Origin of the sequence: Alteromonas sp. 14N.309.X.WAT.G.H12, assembly GCF_036697315.1 — a bacterium.
GTDB lineage: Bacteria > Pseudomonadota > Gammaproteobacteria > Enterobacterales > Alteromonadaceae > Alteromonas.
The window spans coordinates 29,154-50,070 of sequence record NZ_JBAHZB010000018.1; the positions used below are offsets into that span (position 1 = coordinate 29,154).

Here is a 20,917-nt window from a genome sequence, read left to right on the forward strand (position 1 = left end):
ACAGGTTAGGCAATGGGTGTTATGTATCAGAGGTTATGGCAGCAAAAATTACCACAACAATGGCGTTTAAGGTCATTTCTAAGGTACGTGTGGCTAGTTGTGTGGCTACCTCTTTCCTTAAATGCCAGTGGCAATGACGAATTTAAAGAAACCGTGGCCTTTGCGGGTATTACGTTTCAGGGCGGAAAAAAGGATTTATCAGTTCGTTTCCCCTATAGCATATCGATTGTTAAATCTGAAAAGCTCAATCGGGCCCTCTATCAGGCAATTTTAAAAAAGCCGCCAAAAAACTTCACCCTCACCGCCAGCATCCTAGATAAAGATGACGGTTATAAATATGCCGTCACCTTGCTGCTAGACAGCGAAACGGTATCCACCGAACGCCTGGTCATCGACAATCAAGGGCTCTATCCGTGGTGGGTGCAGCTTTCAGGGCAATTGCTTATTTTCGATGTGCAGTCTTCACAGTTGGTACATACGCACACTTTACCTGTTGTGCGCTGTAAAGACGTAGACACTGCACCTCCCACCGAGGCGGTTATCCATCGCAGGGTGGCAGATATGTTAGCAAATAATGTATGCGGTCAATCTGCAAGCTTGCTTGCCCATTTTGTGGATTATTTACACGCTGCGCCACCGCCGGGCAAATCAAACCTCACCCAGTTTGCTGTTACCTCAGTGACCATTGAAGAAAAAGCCAAACAGGTTATTCCTGAGAAATTTAAAACCGATGATATGGCGGTATTGAAGCGTTACGTGGCCAACCAACTCACCAAAGCCATGGCGGAAACACAAGGGATCGCGGTGCAACCCTATAATGCCGATTTGTCTGTTTTGACCATGCAGGGGCGTTTTTCTGGCGGCGAACAAACATACAATTTAATTTTGCCTAAACCCTATTACAAAGTGGATTACACCGTCAGAGGGTTTAAAAAAGTCCCTTTTAGTAAAAATAAGGCTGGTGAAGCCAATTATTACGTCGCCTTTTCTCACCTCAAGGTGAATAAAAACCTCGAACGGGGGGATGTTCTTATCTTTAGCCAACCGCTACGTTTTGGCCAGTCTATTCCCACATCCAGCACCCTTACGGATTTTGATGAATGGAATCTCTTTGATGAGCAATTGCAATCGTTAATCTACAAATCCAATACTGATATTTATTCTGATACCACGGCCTTTTTTAAAATGCAGGGGTTTGAACGCAAGCAAAAACGGGCGTTTTTCAAACAATTTGAGGCGTTAAAAAAGGCGTATGAGTCATGCCAGCTTTAATGGCGCTACTGGTGCTGTTAAGCACCTTTTCAGCAACCACTTACGCCGGCACCAAAGTCAGAATAGAAGGCTACGCCGAGCTCACCCAATCTGGCTTTACGCAAGAAGAAAAAGCACGGCAAACCCAGGTGGCCTTGTATAAGGGTATGCAAAGCTATTATCAGGCGCACGATCCGCACATGCTGGCCTTCATTAAAGAGCACATTCCCGAAGAGACCATGATTAACAACGTGAAGCAGCTTATTGGTGAGCACAAGGTAACCCACACTCTTGTTGATTCCACCTTACAAACTGACGTCGTGGCCTATTTTAACAAAGGGGATTTTGAAGCCCGGCTCGATAAGCTTATGAACGGCCAATCCTCGGTGACGGTGGTGGTACTTGAACTGTTCGAACCGCCCCAAGGGGAACTGTTAACGGTGATTGAAGGCATTTCGCCTTCGCTGCCCGGCTTACTTGGTGGCGGCCATCTGGCTGTGGAAACCAATTACAACGAGCTTACAGATCGTACCGGTGGCGCCTTCAACCTAGCCTTATTGCATGACGAATTTGAATCTCGGGGCGATATCTCCCTAGCCCCGCTAAATTTGGCAGCCAAAGCCAAAGCGGGTCTTTCAGAGGCGTATAGCGTGTTGGTGAGTCATCAATTGGTTTATGTGGGGCTTGATGAACTCACTGAAACCATGCATTTGGTGAAGCTGCAATCTCAAGCCAGGATCATCAATGCGAAAAGTGGCGACATAGAAGCCACAGAAACCGTCAGCAACGTGCTAGGACAAGGTGAAACCATGGAATTGGCGGCACAAAACGGTGTGAATACTGCCACTAAGAAATTAGCAGGAAAAATAAAAAGTTACTTTTTACGCAAAATATAAATCAGAGGAATAAACCATGTTAAAAGCGAAAGTAGTGGCAGTATTCGTGGGGGCCAGCGTGTTGTGTGGCTGCCAGACAACAGAACAGGTCATTAAGGATACTTTGGTGATTTTACAGGGAAGCACCACCGAAAGTGTTAGTCCCGAGGACATTAGCGAACGCTTTGAGATCAACCCCGGTCTGGCGGTGACTGATCCTTTGCTAGGCGCCTATATCACGTCATTGTTGTCCATTCTTTCCGCCCAGGAAATCTGGTTAAACGCCTTGGGTAAAGCCGAATTGGCGGCAGAACTGGAAGCCCAGCGGGAAGATCTGGAACGAGGCAGTACATTAGACAGCGAAGCCTTAGATACCCTTAACGAATTAAGTAACAAGGCGCAGGAAGTCATTGCACAAACCAAGGACAAAGAAGAAACCTTGTCGCGGGAAAATGCCATCTTGTTTGCCACCGGTTTTGTGCCTTATTACGTGGGGGTGAAACAAGCGCGGGACGTGGTAGAGGTTGCGCCAGGTTATTCCCAATATCTCGTGGATAATGCCGCCGATTATCGGCAGTTAGAAAGTAACAAACTTCGCCTAAATGCGGTAGCGGAAATCACCCGCACGGGGCCGAGTTATTTGACCACCTTGTATGAAACAACGGCGCTGGTATACGAATACTCCCAAGATCAAGGCATCGAGATGCCTTCTGAAATGGAAGAGCTTAACGATATTTCCCAGATGAATTTGTAGGGCCGCGGGCAATAATCAGGAGGCGACAATGAAAAAACTACCGATGTTATGCGTACTCTTTTTGATGTCGTTACCTGCTTATGCTACGCCCAGTTTGGTGGTCATCGGTGCCGATGGCGACGAAAGTACCATAGCGCAAAGCGATCCTATTTATTCTCGGGTGACCACCGCCATTGTGGAGCAAATGGTATTTCGCGGTTTCACCACCTATGCCGACAAGGATATTTTTACGCTGGATTATCAAACAACGGGTAAACGGGATGACAAGCGGGTGAAGGAACTCGCCCGCAGTATTCAGCGTCAACCCGTTGATATTTTAGTGCAGTTTTCCATTCATCTTTATACCCCTGAAAACCGCTATAAAACCCGAAAAGCCGTCAAAGCCCGATTGGTGGGTAAACTGATTTATATTGCTACCGGTGAGTCCTTGGGGTCGTTTGAAACCAAGGCATCGGATTCTTGGTTTGTACCTAGTGATTGCACGTCGGTGTGTTTATCTGAATCGGTGGGGCACTATGCCAGCTGGTTGGCCGAAGAGCTTGGCGCTGTGCTGGCTGAAATGCTGGAGTACGAAGTTAACCGACCGGGCTTTGCCTACAAGCATCAAATTAATTTTATCAAGATGACCGACGACGACATTGCCCGTTTTATTGCAACCTTGCCGCAAATGGAAGGCTTCGTAAACGTGGTGCAATACAAAAATATTGGCGTGATGTTGAGTAGTCGGCAAAGCCGGGAAAAGGTCGCGGCGGAATTGCAAAAGCTGGTTTCAGATTGGCCACATCCTTTAGGTGTTGAGCAGTTAGGCAGCGTGTTTAACGTCAGCGTAAATACCTCGTCGGTTGAGCAAGAAAAACAGAAAGTCGATGTGTCTAGCATTTTTAATTAAAGGCGCGGTAAGACACAGCACCGTGAACGACAATACCGTTCACTGGGAATAACAGGTTTTTGTTCTGTTCTTTTTATAACAAGAAAAAGAGACAACAAAACCGGCATCCATGGCAGCAGCACAACGCCAGGTGATGCAATAAATGGAATGTTCCATGTTTAAAATCCGCGTTTTTATTAGCATAAATGTTTGCCTTTTTTGTACTGGCATGGTGTGCAGCGTTATGGCTGGACAACTCAACCCTGTAGCCTTCGAGGCGATGGCCCAAGATGATGAGCCCGTGCCCGTCATTGTGCTTTTAAACCATAGCGGCGACAACAAATCCACTACGGCTGAGAAAAAGGGGCAGTGGCTTAACCTGCAAGATCATATTGAACAGGTGCAGCAACAATTAGCTGACGACATGGGCTGGGTAAACTTTAATGACATGGTTAAATTTAAACATGTCCCAGCCATTGCCAAAACCGTTACTGCCCAGGAATTTAAACAGCTTGCGGCATCGGATTTAGTCCAGGGGGTGTATACCGACCGTTTAAATAATCTGTCATTAAACACCAGCAGCAAAACCGTTGGCCTCAATGCACTGGCGGATACCGTTCGTCTTGGACAAGGTTATGCGGTGGCGATTATTGATTCCGGTGTGCAAGCCTCCCATCCTTTTTTAGCCTCCCGGGTGATAGCGGGCGCGTGTTTTTCCTTTAATGCCAGTTGTCCGGGGGGAACAAAACGGGCTTCGGGCATTGAAGCCGGTATGCCGTGCAGCGGGCCGGGATGTTTTCATGGTACCCATGTGGCCGGTATTGTGGCCGGTCAACATGAGCAATTAAGCGGCATTGCCAAAGACGCTTCGTTGATCGCCATTAATGTGTTTTCAACCTTGGGGCAGGGTATTACCTCCCGTGATAGTGATGTGATGCAAGCATTGGACTGGGTTTATCAGCACGCCGATAGCTATCATATTGCAGCGGTCAACATGAGCTTGGGGGGCGGCTATTATTCCCAGCCCTGCGATGACTCCCCCATTAAACGCTATGTGGATTTGCTGGCAACACGTGGGGTTGTGACCGTTATTGCGGCCGGAAATGAGGGCCGTGAAGACGGCGTGGCCAGTCCAGGCTGTATTTCTACCGCGGTGACGGTGGGTTCCATTGAACCTGAAGGCACCATCTCTGCGTTTTCCAATAGCTATGCCCAATTGGATATGGTTGCCCCCGGCGGTCATATTACCTCGTCGGTGTTAAACGGTGAGTATGCCGCGTCTTCCGGTACCTCTATGGCCGCCCCTCATGTGGCTGGCGCCATCGCCCTGCTTAAATCCACTTATCCGAAGGCCTCGGTGGAGCAGTTAATGGCAGCGTTACAGCATGGGCATGCTTTTACTGATCCGAGAAATAATGTGCAGACCCCTGGGTTGTATTTGCCCACCGCTTTGGCTTATTTGCAGCAGGTGATGTCCTCTGTACCGCCACCGAAGAATTCGCCGGTTCCTGATAACACGCCACAAACGCCTTGTCGGCAGGTTATAGATGGAATTGTCATCGAAAACACTGACGCAGCATGTCAGCCACAAGAAGGAGCTATCCAATGGTAATAAGCCGTTATTACTTTTGCATTGTTGCTGGGCTACTGAGTACCGGCTGTGAGCAAGACTCAACCCATGCCTGTGAGCGCTTCCCCGCTGTATGTGCAGAGCTAAAAAATCATCAGCCTATCACCGCCATTGTCACCGCTAGCTTTACCGCGGATAAACCGACGCTGAAGTCATGGTTGGAGGATGAGGATATTCGCATTGTCACGGAATTTGAAGCCACCGATCAATGGTTAGTGGAATTAACCATGAGCGAATTTATTGCGTTAAGTGCTCAGCCCGGTATTGAAAACATCAGCATTGATAAATTTTATCCACGATAAGGACTCCGTCATGGGCATACTCCGTATTACTAATCTTTTCACACTCTTGCTACTGCTTACGTTGGTAACAGGCTGTCACAGTAAACCCGCCTCCCAAGATGGGATGTCACCACTGTCTTTATCTTCACCCCAGTACAGTGATTTTCAATTGGCACTGCTGGCACAAGGGAGCCTGATGATGGTGACGGTAGACGGGCATATTTGGCCGGCCTACAAAAACAGCGATGACATACTGGAAAGTTATCCTCCCCAGTTGCAGGTGGCGCGCTATCACGATAACACCCCGTTGGCGGTATTTATTACCGAGATCCTGTCACCACAGGCCGTGGATAGCAGCAATTATACCGCTGATGTTTTTATAAACGGGAAGTGGCAGGCCGTGAATGATTTTAGGCTTAGCCAATTACAGTATGAGTACCGTGAACAACTGCAGGCGCAGTGGCGCAGTATCGAGCTTGCCCATATCCGGTTCACACCACATTAATTACAAGGAAAGCGATATGTGCGTCATCAATCGATTTGTCAGTGTGGTTCTATGTCTGCTGACACTGCCCGTTTTCGCGGCAGATTTAACCCCATCTAATCAGTTTCCAGGTCGTGGTTTTTTTAAACCGGTGAAAGCCAACGAGATCACTCAGGGCTACGATATTCAAACCATTGTTGGCAGTGCCGACTTTGAGAAAATGCGAGATTATCCATCGGCCAGTGCGCTGTATAAATTAAGTCGTCGGGTGGGCGCGGTATTCGTAAAAGGTAGACCCATCTGTACCGGTAGTCTGGTTGGCCCGGATTTATTTCTTACTAATGAACACTGTGCTTTTTCTGCAGGAAAAGCCATTCCACTGTCACAATACCTGTTTAGCTTTGATTATTATGTGGATGACTTAAAACAGGTCTCTGGCTTGCCCTTGTTCAAGGCGGTGGCCTTGCTTAAATATGACGCCAAACTGGATTATGCCTTATATCAATTAAACCAACCGGTGGGCAATACCCTTGGCTGGTTCCCGTTAGCCCCTAACGACAGCGCCATTATTAATGCTCAGCAAGTGAAAATTATTCAGCATCCTGCCGGGCGCTCAAAGGAAGTGGTATTAAAAAATACCGGGCTCTATAAAAAATACTTAAATGATGGCGTGATCCACTATTTTGCGGATACCGAGCCAGGCTCCAGTGGTTCACCGGTGCTCTCTGCCGATGGCGATACCATCATTGCGCTGCACCACTCGGGTTTTAAAGACAACCAAGGTAAGGGGTTGGTTAACGAAGGGATCCCCTCGTCGAGAATTTATGCCCAAATTCGTCAGTTTTTACCCCAGGAAGCGCCAACCCGTCGAGGCAAACAGCGGGCTGCCACCACGCCGGCACCACAAACACCGGAGGCACCCGCCGCAAGACGGCGCTCGGGGCAACAAACACCACCTCAGGCCGCCGTACCGGCTACACCGACTCCATCACAGCCTGCACCATCTCAGCCCAAGACGCCGCCCCCTGCTGAGCCTAAACCTATAGCCCCGGTTCCCGCCAAGCCTGCGCCTGCCACGCCAAAACCTGCTCCGGTAAAAACCGTGGATTGCCAAGGAAAGGGCATGGCAGTCACCGATGAAAAGGGCAATGTTTCGTGTGTGAAGTGGTAGAAAAATAAAATTTATTACATGCAGTAAAAGGAAATCTACCAAAGGTTTTTATAAACCCAGGTAGCAAAGAATATAGCTAACTAAGGAATTATTATGCGTTACTTGTTGAAAAACCTGGCTTTTGTTTTGACGTTCGGTCTGCTTTCTGTACCTGTTTATGCGGCAGATAATCCCAATTTACTGGTCATGGGCGAGGATGCCGATGAAGACTCTGTGCCCCGTAACAGTCGTGTGTTTAAGCGTGTGGTATATGCGCTGCAAGGGCAAATGAATTACTACAGTTTTGATGTGTACGATGAAACCTATGTCACCATGGACAACTTTACCCAGGGGCGGGTACGTCGTAGCGACGCCGAGTTGTTTGATATTGCCCGTTCGGTCAAGCGTCCGCCCATTGATGTGGTGGTGGTGTTTACCATGTATGCCAGCGCACAACAAAAAGATCATACCACCAAGATCAAAGCGCGCATTACCGGGCGCATGATTAACGCGAAAAGCGGTAAGTTTATCGACACCTTTGAAGTGGATAGCGGACAGTTCTGGAACGCACCCAATGAGTGTAGTCGTGAATGTATTTTGGAAGTGGTGGGTGACAAAGCAAAAATTCTGGCAGAAGAACTAGGCGCAGTGCTGGCAGAGAAGCTAGATTGGTTAGTGGAAGGCCAAATGGCTGAAAATGGTCAGGATCGTAGTGCCACCAACGACATGATCACCGACTATTACCTCATTTTTGATGGTTTTAGCGCCGAAGACTTTATGGATATTGAAGAATATCTAGTTATCTTCAGTGGTTATAAATCTCATCGCCCCACAGAGCAGCGTCATACTCGCTCGGAAGTCTTATATCGTTCGAGTATTGGCACAGCAAAACTGAGCCGTAACCTGAAAAAGATGTTAGGTGAACTGGATATGCGTGCCACGGTAACCTTTGAAGGCAATACCTTTACCCTTAAACGGATCACCCGTCGCGGCGAAAAGCGTAAGCCCTCTGTCGATGGTGGCTGGTAAGGGCCACCTCATCGGTTTAAATCATCTTGTCATTATCACACCGATGCGCGACCTTGTGGCGCATCATAAAAAGCGATACCGGGGAAGGACATGAAAAAGCTACTTATTACATTTTTAGTGGTGGTATTGGGCGCGTGCGCTCATCAAAACCGCGTTGAGGAACCCCTACGAATCATGCTGCTAGCCCAAGAGGATGGGGCTAGGGCGTTACCCGACGCCCACCGCCAGATGGAACGCTTTATTTATGCGGTATCCGGTCAGCTTACCCAGCAAGGCGTAGATGTGTACCAAGGTGAGGCCGCAGGGGCAAAGACGAAAGCCCAATTACTGGCTATTGCCCGCAGTCAAACGACGCCAGCGGTGGATTTTGTGGTGGTTTTAACCCTCGATGGCTCCGTCCGCCATACCGCTTATAGCACCAAAATAAGCACCAATGTGACCGGACAAACCCTAAGTGTGAACAATGGCCGCGTGGCAGGGACATATCATGTGGATGGCCCCCAAACCAATCGCGACGCCCAGTGTGCAAGGGTGTGCATAAACGCTGCAATAGAAGAGACGCTTTTAACCCTAACCGGTGAGGTTACCGAGCATATTTTGGGTACATTACCCGGCGCTAAGGGGCAGGTGAAAAGCAGGGTAAAGGCTTCGGCTCCGATTGCCCCTAGTGCCCCCAACGCGGTGGATTTTACCCTTGTTTTTGAGGGCTTTAATGCACAGCAAATGGAAGATATTGATGTCTATTTGCCGGTGTTTTCTGGCTACCAAAGTATGACCTATGTTGCCTCAGGGTATCAATTTGCCCAAATACAGTATATTGGGGCCATTAGCCGCAATAAACTGCATAAAAACCTCAACCGTGTGCTGTCTGAGCTGGGTTTAACCGGTACCGTCAGACTATCGGGTAATACGGCCACCATTGTTAAAGGGCGCGTCAGCGATACCAAAGACGATCTTAATAGCTGGGAAGAGTAACCATTGTCCTAAAACTGCGATGTAATCTGCTATCTCCATATTGCCCTAACGGCTGATTTATAAGGGTTAGGGCCTTTTTCTTTTTCCCTGTTGATGGGCGTTTTTAACATCATCGAATTTGCGAGCTAAAAAAAACGCCAAAGCCTTTCATAGTCAGATGTGTTCCCAACTGATAAGGAAAAGGCAATGTCGAATAGCATTTTCGCACAGACCAACCTCAAACCACTTTCTCTTACTACCGGTGTTTTCCTGGCCCTTGCTCTTACGGCCTGTACTAGCACTGAAACTACCATGGCGGTGAGCGCGATTGACAAGCATTGTGTCGCCCATGCCCAAAAAATGAGTGAGCACGCAGAATATAGCCAATCACCGGCGCAACACTTAGGCGCGGCAAATGCCATGCAACATTGTATAGCCAATCCCTTGCCCGCCAACCTCAGTGACAAAGACAGCGAACAGATCATGCAGGTGATGGCAATTTCGGTGTTGTCCTACCTTAAAGCCGGAGACATGAATGGCGCCGCCGCACAGTTTCGCCGGTTTGATACGCAATTCCCGGCGCAAGATCTTTACCTGCCAGATTTCACATCTTTTCGAGACACGGCTACCGCATTGTTGGCCGGCGCCAGCTTACAGCCACAGATTTTGGCCTCGTTAAATATCAGTCGTAATTTACGCCTTGAAATAGAGCGTCAGCAATACTGGCTTACCCATTAAGGAGCAAATGATGAAGATACGTAAATTAACCTTTTGTTGTGGCATGGCTACCCTGTGGATGTCGTGTTTGAGCGTCGCTTCTGACTGGCAGCCCCAAGCCAGTGACAAGTTGATTACCTTACCGGCCAATATTATTGAAAAACGTATTGAGCAAGATTTTAGTGCTTCGCCCATGGCTCAGCGACTGACCGATCTGGATAGCCAAATGCAAGATAAAACGGCGCGTATTGCCCAATTGCAAAATAGCTTACAAATCGCAGATGGGGAGGCGCTGGCCGATGTGAAGTACGCCTTGGTGCAGGAAAAATCGGATTATTTGGATTTACTGCAAGAAAGCCATCAATTGCGAAAACAGGCGTCGATACAAAAGCAAGGCGTGTATCAGCAGGTATTAAAAAAATTCAGACATCAGCAAACGGCGGGAAATACGCCCACCCGAATTCAATTAAAACAAAAGCAGGAAGCGGCCTTGGCACGAATGGAAAAAGTGATGGCCGAAGTGGATCAAAACCTCATCCACGCGGGGTTTAACGAGACATCACCGTACGCCGATGAATACGCCGGCAACCTCGCGCAGATTGAACAGCTGAAAAACGCTATTACCAGTCATAGAGGTAACGCATCGCCTACCTTAAACGGCGCGCAAGTGAGTTCCGAAGAGTATTTACGTCAGCTATTAATGGATATCGCCATGCATCAGTCGCTGTTGGATCAGGAAGGACTCATGCTGAGTTACATGGCCCGGCTGGTGGCCCTGGATGCCCAGGAATTGGAGTATCAACTGGCCTACGGTGATAGCGGCGACGGCAACAAAACCCGTGTGGTGAACCAGGCCAGTCAGGCTGTGGATTTATTTATCTTATAAGGGGCGATGACATGAAATTACTTTCTATTACCACAGGGTTGATGATGGGGACATTATTGATGAGCCATCAGGCGCACAGCAACACATTGTTTAGCCTTGAAAATCTGGAACGGGAGCGAGCGACCTATCTGCACCTGTTAGCTAACAGCGCCTTGAGTGCCGATGAACGTCTGCGTCAAAGCAAACAAACATATCGGCGCATGGTGGATATGGAGCGGATGGTGCTGCGGGACGAACGCATTACCCAAAGTGACGCGCCCATGGTGAAAAACGCCTTTTCCCATTACGAACTGACCTTTTTAGCTCACGCCAGCGCAGAAAGCCAGCGCACGCCCTACAGCCATTGGCTGTTCACCTTAAATATTACGCCAGCGGTGTTAGGCCGCAGCAAAATGGGAGGACGATAATGAGTATTCTTACGCACCCCAAACAACTTGGTCGTTGGGCGCTGGCTGGCATAGGTAGCCTTATCATTATGCTGGCTATGGCGAGCTACCTCACCGATAAAGGACTGTCCGATTTACTTGTGTGGGCGCAACAGGTATTTGGCTGGAGCTTTGCTGGCCTGTATAGCGTGTTGATGGTGATCGGTGTTTTAGCGTGTCAGGCAACAAACAACCACAAAACGGCCGCTTTTTACTGGGAAATAGCGCAACAAGCCGGTAATGGCATTGCCTCGCTGGCTCTCACTTTTACCTTGCTAGGGATTAGTTTAGGCATTGGTAGCTTGTCGGTTCAGCCTCTTACGCCAGATAACATCAATAGCATTATCGGTGAACTTACGGCGCGGTTTTCTACGGCCTTTATGACGACAGTGGTGGGCTTGCCCTCAGCGACCTTATTGCGAGCATGGAGCAGTATTCGCTTACAAGCCATTACCTGTAAAGGGGGAGAGGCGTCATGAAATCCTTGCTTTTTATTATTGTCGTGGCCGGTGCTGTTGTCTATTTAGTCGCGCGACCGCAGATCGCCGAGCACCCGGTGAGCGCATTTTTCTGGGGCGATGAAATGGCGCACACCGCCCAGCAAGTGCTCGATGAGGTGGATGCCCAAATTGCGGAATTTACCTTGCAGCATGAAAAGGCGCAACAAGCATCCATGGCTAAGATTAATCAGCGCCTTGATAGGCTACAAAATCAAGTGGATACCCTGTTACAGCAACAAACTATGGGTGAAGAGAAAACCGTATCTGTGATGTCTGTTAGCCCCGATTTATCGGCAACGCCCCCTGATCCCCACGGGGTAAATAGCCGGGTTGCAGATAGCACCTCGGCCAGTGCCCAGACCCACCTGCAAGCTATTACTGAGCGCATGCAGGCCTTGTCGTTTGCACATATTGTTGAGGAGTAAACCCCATGAGTATCGGGCTGCTGCGGTTTTTTGGGGTATCGATGGTGGTAGTACTGCTTGGCGCAAGCCTGGTGATGTGGACCCATTATCAGGCGGCGCAGGTGTTATCCGATGCGGCGAAACGCAGGGCAAAACCGCCCGTCGTTGACGCGCAGGCATTACCGAAAGATAGGCATATTCGCGTTTTACCTGCTGCGCGTTTGCCTCCCCCGCCCAAAGTAACAGTCCAGCCCCAAGCCGCCCAAAGGGATATTGCCCTAAAACAACCCATGGTAAACGGGCCAACTAATTCGGTGGCTAAAGCGGTGGCAGGGCAAGACATTTATTATCAGTTGGCGCAGAACTCCCAGCTGGATATTGAATTGGCCTGGCCCCAAGACAGGAGCAAACGTGAGGCGCTCCTTGACTACTTATATACCTGTATGGCCGCAGAGTTCGCTTTGCTTCAAGGTCAAACGCTGGTGTACCTGTCGGCGAATACCTTTGAACGTAAAAGCCAGTGGCTGCGCCTGGTGCACGGCAGTTTAAGCGCCCAGGAACAACGCTGGATAAATGCATCATCGGTAACGGGGACGGCGGTGAGGATACTGCCCGAAGCGGTGGATCAGCGCTTATCGGCCTACGTCAGTGAAGCCCTTGGTGATGAAAGCCTTATTTCATTGCGGGGGCAATACCAGTTAACCCATTCTCAACTTTATCTTAATCAGATCCTTATCAACGGAAAACAGATTGAAAGTGAGTGGTTACTTTCAACGGGCTCCTCAAATTGTCATTAACGTTATCACTTATTACCTTTTTATTATGGAGAAAACAGGATGAATAGCACCTACAGTCAGGATACTAGTAGCCAAGCCATGACCGAGGTGGCACTGGGTTTATCCATGGCTTTTTTCGCCATATTGATAGTGGCCTTGCTGTCAACGAGCGCCTCTCATCAACCCCCTGAAATCCAATCGCAGGAAATTAAGCCGATGACCTTACCGGATACTTCATTAAGTTTGGGGTCTGCCACGAGCAATGCCAAGGCCACAGGGGATGCCCAGTTTATTTTTTATCACGATGGGAAGTTACTGGATCAAACTTTAAGGGAAGTTGTGGTCGAGACGCTGGATCCCGCAAGCCCCGTTTATCTGGCAGTCCCCCCTGATTTAGCGCTGGCCAATATTATTAAAACTCAGCAACAAATAAATCATCCAAAGCTTTTTATAACCCTGATTGATCACGCATGGCAAATACGGCTGGAGCAACAACCATGATACAACAATCCATTACACGACTTTCCTTTGTCCTTTTACTGTTTGTACTGACGATTTGTCCGCGGGCATTGGCCTATAGTCCGTATCAACAATCGGATATCGAGCAGATGATCATCGCCGAATCGGTGCGCCAGAGTTTGCCGCCGTCACTGGCGCTGGCTATGGCCAAGGCCGAGTCAGGATTTGATCCTTACGCGTTGAGTCATGCCGGTGCCCGGGGGGTTATGCAAATCATGCCCGCCACTGCGGAAGGGGAATTTCGCGTACCGGCATCGCGACTTTATGATCCTGCGACAAATATTCGTATTGGCGTGGCTTTCATCAACCAGCTAATAAAAACTTATGGTGGCCGAGTTGATATAGCTCTTTCTCATTATAACGGCGGCTCGCGAGTGAAAGACCAGTACAGCAATTATCGGGTTATTCCTGCCACGCAAGGTTATGTTTCAAAGGTACTCGCTTATCAACGGGAATATCAAAAAGAAGGCGTGGATACCTTTAATTACAACCCTTATGGTAATGGTGAGTATTCACAAACTTATGCTCGTGCGACAACGGAATACAGCACCTCCCACGGTGTAGAAGCGGACATAAGTGCAAGGGATGATAGTCGAATTAGTCGGCTGCAAAAACTCCGTGTTCATAACTTGACCCGCACGGCGGGAGGGGTGCAAACTAGTTCAATCAGGCAGGCTGTTTTGCCCTATAACACTGCGCCAAATAGCAAACGCGCTAAGGTTGCCCAGTGGGAGTCGATTTACAAGGAGTAAAAGACACATGGTAAGTACAGTGGGCTATGGCGTTAGCGAAACGCTACTGAGTATGTTTGATGGGTTAAGACAGACCACGATATCTACGTCAGAACCGCAAAGGGAGATAAAGCGCAAATTTCTCTGTGCCGATATTGACCGTCTTGCCCAATACATTTGTTGTCGAAACTATGGTTTTCTTTGTCGGGAGCTGTGCTTTTTATGTTGGGCAATTGTACGTGCCTGCTCCGACAAACAATTCAACGCTCCTTTATTCACTTATTTTTGGCTCACAGATGTGGCCACGGCCGCTGGATTGCGACGGGCATTTGCTAATCCTTGGCAGGGCGACCAAGACCAGGTTTACCTGCAAGAGGGCGCGCTGCACATTCAGGTTGGGCAAACTTCATTTGTTATCTCGTCTTCCCGTGCCGGTGTATTGGCTGGTCTTATGGAATTTATTGCTTCGGTAGATAACACACAGGTTCAACATATTACTGATACGGTGAGCAAAGGGGGAAGCGGCGACATCGATATATTGTCCAAGGCCCTGCAAAAGTGTTTGTACGACTTTCTTAAACACCATTTGCCCGAAGCCAATGAGCAAAGCCGTTATCGCTATGTCACCGATTGGTTAAACCGCAATGAGCAAGCGCCAGAAGACATCAATGATGATGATATTTTGCTTTTCTGGCAGCAGGCCAATGATGATCCCGCACCGGCCAAACCCAGCCATGTGAGGTTTGAAACTGCGGTGGATGATGTGCTTAATACACTTCAGGCCCTCGCGTTGTTACGTATTCAAAAGGCGTCCCAGCGGGCGTTCTCCCAAGGGCTTGATGATGATTTAGGTGAAGTTGATCTCTCTCGGGTTATGGCCGAGCCTGAGGGATCCCAAGGGGAAGATAGCCTTGGGGAGTTTGTGCATGGGGCGTTGTTTACCCATATCCCCGCCCCAGCCCAGCCTAATTTACTTACCCTGACGCCTAAATGTTTAACCAAAAGTCAGGCAAAACGCATGCAGCCCATTGTTAAGCATACTGTGCATCTTGGACGGTTTTGCCAGAGCTTACTCAGGTTGCAGGTATTTGGGCAATGGCAAGCAGTATTGTCTCAGGCAAAGCGAAAATCCGCTGCCAGTTTAAAGGAAAAAATGGCTTCGCCGCCGGATAACGGCTATGACGGCTATCAACAGGAAATGATCGCCTGTGCCGATTCACTGGCATTTTCACGGCAGTGTTTATTGTATGCATTACTGCCCCATGAGCCTGAACGGGTACTTGGCGAGCTTATCGGTACATTGCCGCCACTGGATGAAAACGCCCAACAAAAGTTGGCTTTGCAGGTAAAAGGGACCAACACCCCACAACAAAAAAAGACCTTGGTGGAGACTCTTGCCAGGGATTGGCCCGCTTTACAAGATGCGCTGAATAAACTGGCATCCGCGTATAAAGCCAACAATAAAGAGGGCTTTAAAACATTGCCCAACGCCTATGTTACCGATGCTTATTTAGAAGCACTTAGCGAGGTGAGCAAATTGCAGGGCATTGTACAAAATCACTTAAAAGCGCTGAAGTCATTAGGGGAAATCACCCCTCAAGACAGCAAATTCCACGCTGATGTTTCTATATTCACAGCCAGGTTTAATCAATTATACGGAGAGATCCATGTCGCCAGTGAATCATAAGCAGGCAGAAGCGATTTTTGTTGCCAAGCGACAATATGATGTCTTAAGTGCAAGCCATGAGAACAGCGAGGAGCAGGCCGCTGTGGTATTTAATGATCTTATGCAATTAGCCAGCGGACGGCTGCCCGGCAGCCATCGCAATATTTTGCATAAAATTAATCAGTCCCTTGATTTGCGCCGCCAATACATGAACTTGGTCAAACAGTTTTCCTATGAATACAGTTCGGCGCAGGCGGCGGCAAGCAGTCTTGATACCTTAGAGGGGCGGGAAACCGATAAATTTGCCTTGAGTTTCAGCCGTGATCCGGTGGCTCATTCCCAGATATATGTGGTACTGACGATTCATTTTCCTAATTCGCAGCATTGTACTGACGGCGTGTTGGTGAATGTGGATGGGCAACAGGGGATCCAGCAAATTCGTTTTGGGCCCCTCATCGATAACAAAACACAATTGTTGTTTGAACAAAGTGATAGTGCGTTACAGGCATTAATCGATCCCCAAGCCAGTATCGTTATTATGAATTAGACAGAATAAGGACAATTCGTGGCCACTCATGTTTTTATTGCAACCACACAAGGCTTGGTAGCGGTTAATAATTTATACACGCTGCCGGGAGCTGTGGCGAATTCCACGGTAACGGCAAAAGGATTTTCTCAGCCCTTACCCATTGCGAATAATTATCATAATTTCGTGAAGTTAGGCTCTGGCATCATCGAAGAGGATTTCGGCGAGGGGAAATTTCGCATTGATTTAAGCGATGAAATTACCCAAGGACTTAGCTGGCAACTGGGTTTTTATCTGGCCCATGCCGCACGTCATTGTGGCATTTTGGGAAACGGCCAACCGCAACCTGGCGATCACATTATCTGCGCCACCGGTGCAATCAATACGGCCCAGCGCCGTGTGGTGGAAGTGGATCATGTTCCGGTCAAGATTGAATGGGCACGGGAGCAACTTACGCTTTGGCAATCAATGTGTTCAGTACTTTTTTTGCTGCCACAAGCCAATGCCGAGGAGATCACCGAGGTCGAAGGCGTCACATTTCAACTTGTCGAAGCACCGGAAGAGGTGGCGCTTTTTTTACCTGATCATGCTGCCATAAGACCCCTTCATAAATCCACACTGTTACCAGCCGAATCACCTGAACAAGTGCCTGCTCCCTCGTCACGATCTATATCCTATTGGATAGCGGCTTTGGTAGCCTGCGCAGGGATAGCGATAATAAGCGGGGTTGCCTGGCAGTGGCCAGGCTCGGGAAACCCTGCACAGGCCCAGTCAGACACCCAACATCAAGGTGTGGTGTCATCCTCGGCGGATCACAGTACGCCGGTGCCAAATGCCTCACCGGACCCTGCGCTCACCTTAGCGCTGGAAACACAGCACGGTGAGACTTGCGGGGCAGCTAAGATGAGTAAAGCGCCAGTCTCTGAACAAGATAATGTATTTAACGAAGTGGCGGTGAATAAAAACCTTTGTAGAATAGCTGTTCTTCCTTCCGAAGCGGTGACGGCGCTCTTGTTTATTGGCTTGGGCGAGCAGCGAGTGGTATTGCGTCAGTTGCCCATGAATAAACCTTTCATTCCATTACCGCAAGGTAAGGGTACCAAGCGTTATTATTTGGCTGCATTGGCGGATGAACTGAATGAAAAAACCTTGAATCAGCTAAAAGGGTACTTGTTTGAACAGGCTTCCCCAACTACCCTTACACGGGGAGAGGTAGAGCAGAAGCTTGTCCAGTTAATGCCTCGGTTTTCCTTGTATCAACACACACTTAGTGGCGAATAATGGCGAATTTTCTGATACATTTTAGCTACACGAGGTTGCAGGCGAAAAGATGTCAGTGTTTCAGTACGACTACTTAATTGTTGGCGCAGGGCTGTTTGGTTCTGTCTTTGCCCATGAGGCCGTTAAGGCGGGCAAGCGGGTATTGGTGATTGATAAGCGCGCCCATACCGGCGGCAATATTCACTGTGAAAATATAGCCGGTATTAATGTGCATAAATATGGGGCACATATTTTCCATACCAGCGATCGGGCAGTGTGGGATTACGTCAACCAGTTTGTGTCGTTTAACCGTTACGTGAATTCCCCCATTGCCAACTATCAGGGCAAGTTGTTCAATCTGCCCTTTAATATGAACACCTTTTATCAATTGTGGGGGGTGAAAACGCCTGCCGAAGCTAAAGCCAAAATTGCTGAGCAGCGACAGGATTACCGCCATTTAGAGCCTCAGAATCTGGAAGAACAAGCGCTGTATTTGGGCGGGCGGGATCTGTATGAAACACTGATAAAAGGCTATACGGAAAAACAGTGGGGACGGCCCGCCACCCAAATTCCTGCGTTTATTATTAAACGTCTGCCCTTTCGTTTTACCTTCGACAACAACTACTTTGATGATTTGTATCAGGGCATTCCCATTGGCGGCTACAACGCCCTGACCGATGCCTTGTTAGAGGGCATTGAGGTTCGCACCGACATTAATTATTTTGAGCATAAAGCCAAACTAGACAAACAGGCGCGCCAAGTATTGTATACCGGTAAAATTGATGAGTTTTTTGATTGCCAGTTAGGCAAGCTGGAATACCGTAGTTTGCATTTTGAGAGCGAAGTCTTGGAGCAGGAGAATTATCAAGGCAATGCAGTGGTCAATTATACCGATAAAGCGGTGCCCTATACTCGCATTCTCGAACATAAGCATTTTGAGTTTGGTACCCAGCCGCATACCGTGGTAACCCGGGAATACCCCCATGAATACAGCAAGGATAACGAGCCCTATTATCCTATGAACGATAGTCACAACAATGCGTTGATCGCACGCTATAAAGCGCTGGCGAATACCGCGCCGTATAAAGACAAGTATATTTTTGGTGGTCGGTTGGCCGATTACAAATATTACGATATGGATGATACGGTGGCTGCGTCCTTACAGTTAGTAAAGACGCAGTTAGGCTAGAGACTAGTGGATGCGTAACACGCCTCCGGAAGTCAGTGTTTGATGGGAAATAAAATAGCGGTTTAAAGGCTGATTATTCCACATCGGTGACGTTTGGGCCTCAGAGGCTTTTTCAATTACCAATGTTTTTCCACCATAGTACTTTTCATTTAAGTGTAAGGTCACTTTATCAAATACCGGCGCAAACAATGCATAGTCCATGTCGGCGGGGCTAACCGGGTAAAAGCCCATCATGCTGTATACCAGCCAGGCCGATAGTGCACCGGTGTCATCATTACCGGGGATCCCGCCCGGGGTGGTTAAAAAGTGCTCATCGATAAGTTGTTTTACCCGCGCACGGGTTTGGGGTTCGTGACCAGCAACAAAGTTGTACAAAAACGGATAGGTAATATCCGGCTCATTTGCCATATCAAAGTTGTCAGTATCAAATGTTTTATCCAGGGCGTGAATAAACCCGTCTTCTCCGCCCAGCAACTTGATTAACCCCGGTGTGTCAAAGGGCACGTAAAAACGGTAGTTCCAGGCATTGCCTTCAATATAGCCAGGCGCAGGCTCAAAGTTACGGCCCAGCTCAGGATCATATGGGGTTAACCATTTCCCTTGCCGATCTTTGGGGCGCAGCATGCCGGTGGCTGGATCAAACAAACGTTGATAATGTTGTGCCCGAGCCATGTAACGTTTGGCATCGTCGTCTTTACCTAGTGCGCCAGCGAGTCGGGCAAGACTATAATCGGCTAAATAGTATTCTAAGCTGGTGGAAACGCTACCGTCATAGGGGCCCTCGTCATCCACGGGCACATAACCAAGGTGCAGATAGTCTTTGTTTTCAGGGCGTAAGGGGTTGTTTTCGGTTTCATCGGCGGAACGCTTCATGGCCTGATAGGCGGCGTTAACATCAAAGTCAATGATCCCTCGCAAATAGGTATCGGCAATCATGGGGGTGGCTGGATCCCCCACCATGACATGGGTTTCCAAGCCGTATAACTCCCATTTAGGCAGCCAGCCGCTTTCTTGTGACATGGCAATGGCAGAGCGCACCATATCGGCCTGCAAGGCAGGGTAAACCAAGCTTAGCAAAGGATGAACATTTCGATTTGTATCCCAAAGTGAATACACGGTGTAACGGTTTTTATCGCCGCTATTGCCGACTTCATACTGGCCGTTTAGTGGGTAATCTCCGTTAACGTCCTGAAAGATACTGGGATGAATAAGGGTGTGATATAAGGCGGTATAGAACTTCACCTTGTCATTGTGTTTACCTTCAACTTCGATGCGATCCAGATAGGAATCCCACGCGGTTTTGGCCTGCGTTTTTATGTCATTGAATGCAAAACCGGGTTGTTCCGCCGCCAGATTCGCGCGGGCATTTTCAATGCTGACAAAAGAAATCCCCACTTTCACTTCAATGGCTTCGTTTTCCGCGGTGTCGAAACTTAGCCAAGCACCCACATTATCCCCTGCCATTGGCGCGCGGTAGTTAACATAGGGTTTGATGGTATCGTTATAGCCTACCCATTGGGCTTCCACATTTTTATAGGTGGGCATTTTTTTCCAAACGCCTTGTTGGGTTGCCGGTTTGCTGAACTGGGCCACAAAATACACCGGGCGTACGGCGTCGGCATGGTAGCAAAATGTGCCGACAGTGCGCATGCCTTCAATTTCGGTATCAGACACCACTCGTACCATGCCGCCGGTTTCGTTTGTTAGTCCTAGACCAAGGTTCATCAGAATATTGGCCTGACCGGCAGGGAAGGTAAACCGACTAATACCGGTGCGCAATGTGCTGGAGACTTCCGCGGTAATATCGTATTTGTCCAGGTGCGTACGGTAATAACCGGGGCTGGCGCTTTCATTTGAGTAAGCTGAGCCATATTCGCTAGGATCGTAGTTTACTTTTCCGGTGGTGGGCATGAGCAGCATCACCCCAGCTTCCGGGCAACCAACACCGCTTAAGTTAAGGTGGCTGAATCCGGTAAGAAAACCGTTTTCGTAGATGTAGCCCCGGGAATTCCACGCCTCATCTTTTTGGGTGGGGTTTAGCT

23 protein-coding genes are annotated in these 20,917 nt (G+C 48.6%); 22 read left to right on the top strand and 1 reads right to left on the bottom strand.

Annotated elements, in window-relative coordinates; translation table 11 throughout:
- Nucleotides 1-99 precede the first annotated feature (99 nt).
- The 22 genes from V5298_RS07825 to glf all read left to right on the top strand — a co-directional run bounded on the left by V5298_RS07825 (nt 100) and on the right by glf (nt 18,875).
- Nucleotides 100-1,272, top strand: coding sequence for a hypothetical protein (locus tag V5298_RS07825; RefSeq protein WP_332930904.1), 1,173 nt, complete (start codon nt 100-102; stop codon nt 1,270-1,272).
- Nucleotides 1,260-2,147 (top strand): hypothetical protein, encoded by an 888-nt coding sequence (locus tag V5298_RS07830; protein ID WP_332930905.1) that lies wholly within the window; start codon nt 1,260-1,262, stop codon nt 2,145-2,147. Before V5298_RS07825 ends, V5298_RS07830 begins: the two co-directional genes overlap by 13 nt.
- Nucleotides 2,148-2,163: 16 nt before the next feature.
- The gene (locus V5298_RS07835) at nt 2,164-2,880 is read left to right on the top strand and encodes a hypothetical protein (protein WP_332930906.1); all 717 of its coding nucleotides are present in this window, start codon (nt 2,164-2,166) and stop codon (nt 2,878-2,880) included.
- Between the two features lie 28 nt (nt 2,881-2,908).
- Complete coding sequence (locus V5298_RS07840) at nt 2,909-3,769, top strand: hypothetical protein (protein ID WP_332930907.1); 861 nt, start codon at nt 2,909-2,911, stop codon at nt 3,767-3,769.
- Nucleotides 3,770-3,992: 223 nt separating this feature from the next.
- Nucleotides 3,993-5,360 (top strand): S8 family peptidase, encoded by a 1,368-nt coding sequence (locus V5298_RS07845; RefSeq protein ID WP_332930908.1) that lies wholly within the window; start codon nt 3,993-3,995, stop codon nt 5,358-5,360.
- On the top strand, nt 5,354-5,680 hold the full coding sequence (locus V5298_RS07850) for a hypothetical protein (RefSeq protein ID WP_332930909.1): 327 nt from the start codon (nt 5,354-5,356) through the stop codon (nt 5,678-5,680). The genes V5298_RS07845 and V5298_RS07850 overlap by 7 nt, the downstream gene beginning before the upstream one ends.
- Nucleotides 5,681-5,690: 10 nt before the next feature.
- Nucleotides 5,691-6,164 carry a hypothetical protein gene (locus V5298_RS07855; RefSeq protein ID WP_332930910.1) on the top strand — a complete coding sequence of 158 codons (474 nt, stop codon included), beginning with the start codon at nt 5,691-5,693 and terminating at the stop codon, nt 6,162-6,164.
- A 16-nt stretch (nt 6,165-6,180) separates the two neighbouring features.
- Nucleotides 6,181-7,314, top strand: coding sequence for a trypsin-like serine peptidase (locus V5298_RS07860; protein ID WP_332930911.1), 1,134 nt, complete (start codon nt 6,181-6,183; stop codon nt 7,312-7,314).
- Between the two features lie 93 nt (nt 7,315-7,407).
- Complete coding sequence (locus V5298_RS07865; RefSeq protein ID WP_332930912.1) at nt 7,408-8,322, top strand: hypothetical protein; 915 nt, start codon at nt 7,408-7,410, stop codon at nt 8,320-8,322.
- Nucleotides 8,323-8,412: 90 nt separating this feature from the next.
- Nucleotides 8,413-9,297 (top strand): hypothetical protein, encoded by an 885-nt coding sequence (locus tag V5298_RS07870; protein WP_332930913.1) that lies wholly within the window; start codon nt 8,413-8,415, stop codon nt 9,295-9,297.
- A gap of 186 nt (nt 9,298-9,483) precedes the next feature.
- A complete protein-coding gene (locus V5298_RS07875) occupies nt 9,484-10,014 on the top strand; it encodes a hypothetical protein (protein WP_332930914.1) in 531 nt (176 codons plus the stop codon).
- 7 nt (nt 10,015-10,021) lie between these two features.
- Nucleotides 10,022-10,879 carry a hypothetical protein gene (locus V5298_RS07880; RefSeq protein ID WP_332930915.1) on the top strand — a complete coding sequence of 286 codons (858 nt, stop codon included), beginning with the start codon at nt 10,022-10,024 and terminating at the stop codon, nt 10,877-10,879.
- An 11-nt stretch (nt 10,880-10,890) separates the two neighbouring features.
- Complete coding sequence (locus V5298_RS07885; RefSeq protein ID WP_332930916.1) at nt 10,891-11,286, top strand: hypothetical protein; 396 nt, start codon at nt 10,891-10,893, stop codon at nt 11,284-11,286.
- On the top strand, nt 11,286-11,783 hold the full coding sequence (locus tag V5298_RS07890) for a hypothetical protein (protein WP_332930917.1): 498 nt from the start codon (nt 11,286-11,288) through the stop codon (nt 11,781-11,783). The genes V5298_RS07885 and V5298_RS07890 overlap by 1 nt, the downstream gene beginning before the upstream one ends.
- Complete coding sequence (locus V5298_RS07895; RefSeq protein ID WP_332930918.1) at nt 11,780-12,229, top strand: hypothetical protein; 450 nt, start codon at nt 11,780-11,782, stop codon at nt 12,227-12,229. The genes V5298_RS07890 and V5298_RS07895 overlap by 4 nt, the downstream gene beginning before the upstream one ends.
- Nucleotides 12,230-12,234: 5 nt before the next feature.
- Nucleotides 12,235-13,005, top strand: coding sequence for a hypothetical protein (locus V5298_RS07900; RefSeq protein ID WP_332930919.1), 771 nt, complete (start codon nt 12,235-12,237; stop codon nt 13,003-13,005).
- A gap of 39 nt (nt 13,006-13,044) precedes the next feature.
- Complete coding sequence (locus tag V5298_RS07905) at nt 13,045-13,485, top strand: hypothetical protein (RefSeq protein ID WP_332930920.1); 441 nt, start codon at nt 13,045-13,047, stop codon at nt 13,483-13,485.
- The gene (locus tag V5298_RS07910; RefSeq protein WP_332930921.1) at nt 13,482-14,255 is read left to right on the top strand and encodes a lytic transglycosylase domain-containing protein; all 774 of its coding nucleotides are present in this window, start codon (nt 13,482-13,484) and stop codon (nt 14,253-14,255) included. The genes V5298_RS07905 and V5298_RS07910 overlap by 4 nt, the downstream gene beginning before the upstream one ends.
- Before the next feature lie 7 nt (nt 14,256-14,262).
- Nucleotides 14,263-15,921: a hypothetical protein gene (locus tag V5298_RS07915; RefSeq protein ID WP_332930922.1), complete on the top strand. Its 1,659-nt coding sequence runs from the start codon at nt 14,263-14,265 to the stop codon at nt 15,919-15,921.
- Nucleotides 15,902-16,447, top strand: a complete 546-nt coding sequence (locus V5298_RS07920) for a hypothetical protein (RefSeq protein WP_332930923.1) — start codon at nt 15,902-15,904, stop codon at nt 16,445-16,447. Before V5298_RS07915 ends, V5298_RS07920 begins: the two co-directional genes overlap by 20 nt.
- A gap of 18 nt (nt 16,448-16,465) precedes the next feature.
- Nucleotides 16,466-17,707, top strand: a complete 1,242-nt coding sequence (locus tag V5298_RS07925; protein ID WP_332930924.1) for a hypothetical protein — start codon at nt 16,466-16,468, stop codon at nt 17,705-17,707.
- 49 nt (nt 17,708-17,756) lie between these two features.
- Nucleotides 17,757-18,875 (top strand): UDP-galactopyranose mutase, encoded by a 1,119-nt coding sequence (glf, locus tag V5298_RS07930; protein ID WP_332930925.1) that lies wholly within the window; start codon nt 17,757-17,759, stop codon nt 18,873-18,875.
- A gap of 3 nt (nt 18,876-18,878) precedes the next feature.
- On the opposite strand, the gene V5298_RS07935 is transcribed toward glf, so the two are convergent.
- Nucleotides 18,879-20,917 (bottom strand): GH92 family glycosyl hydrolase (locus V5298_RS07935; protein ID WP_332930926.1); only part of this gene is annotated, 2,039 nt, incomplete at its 5' end.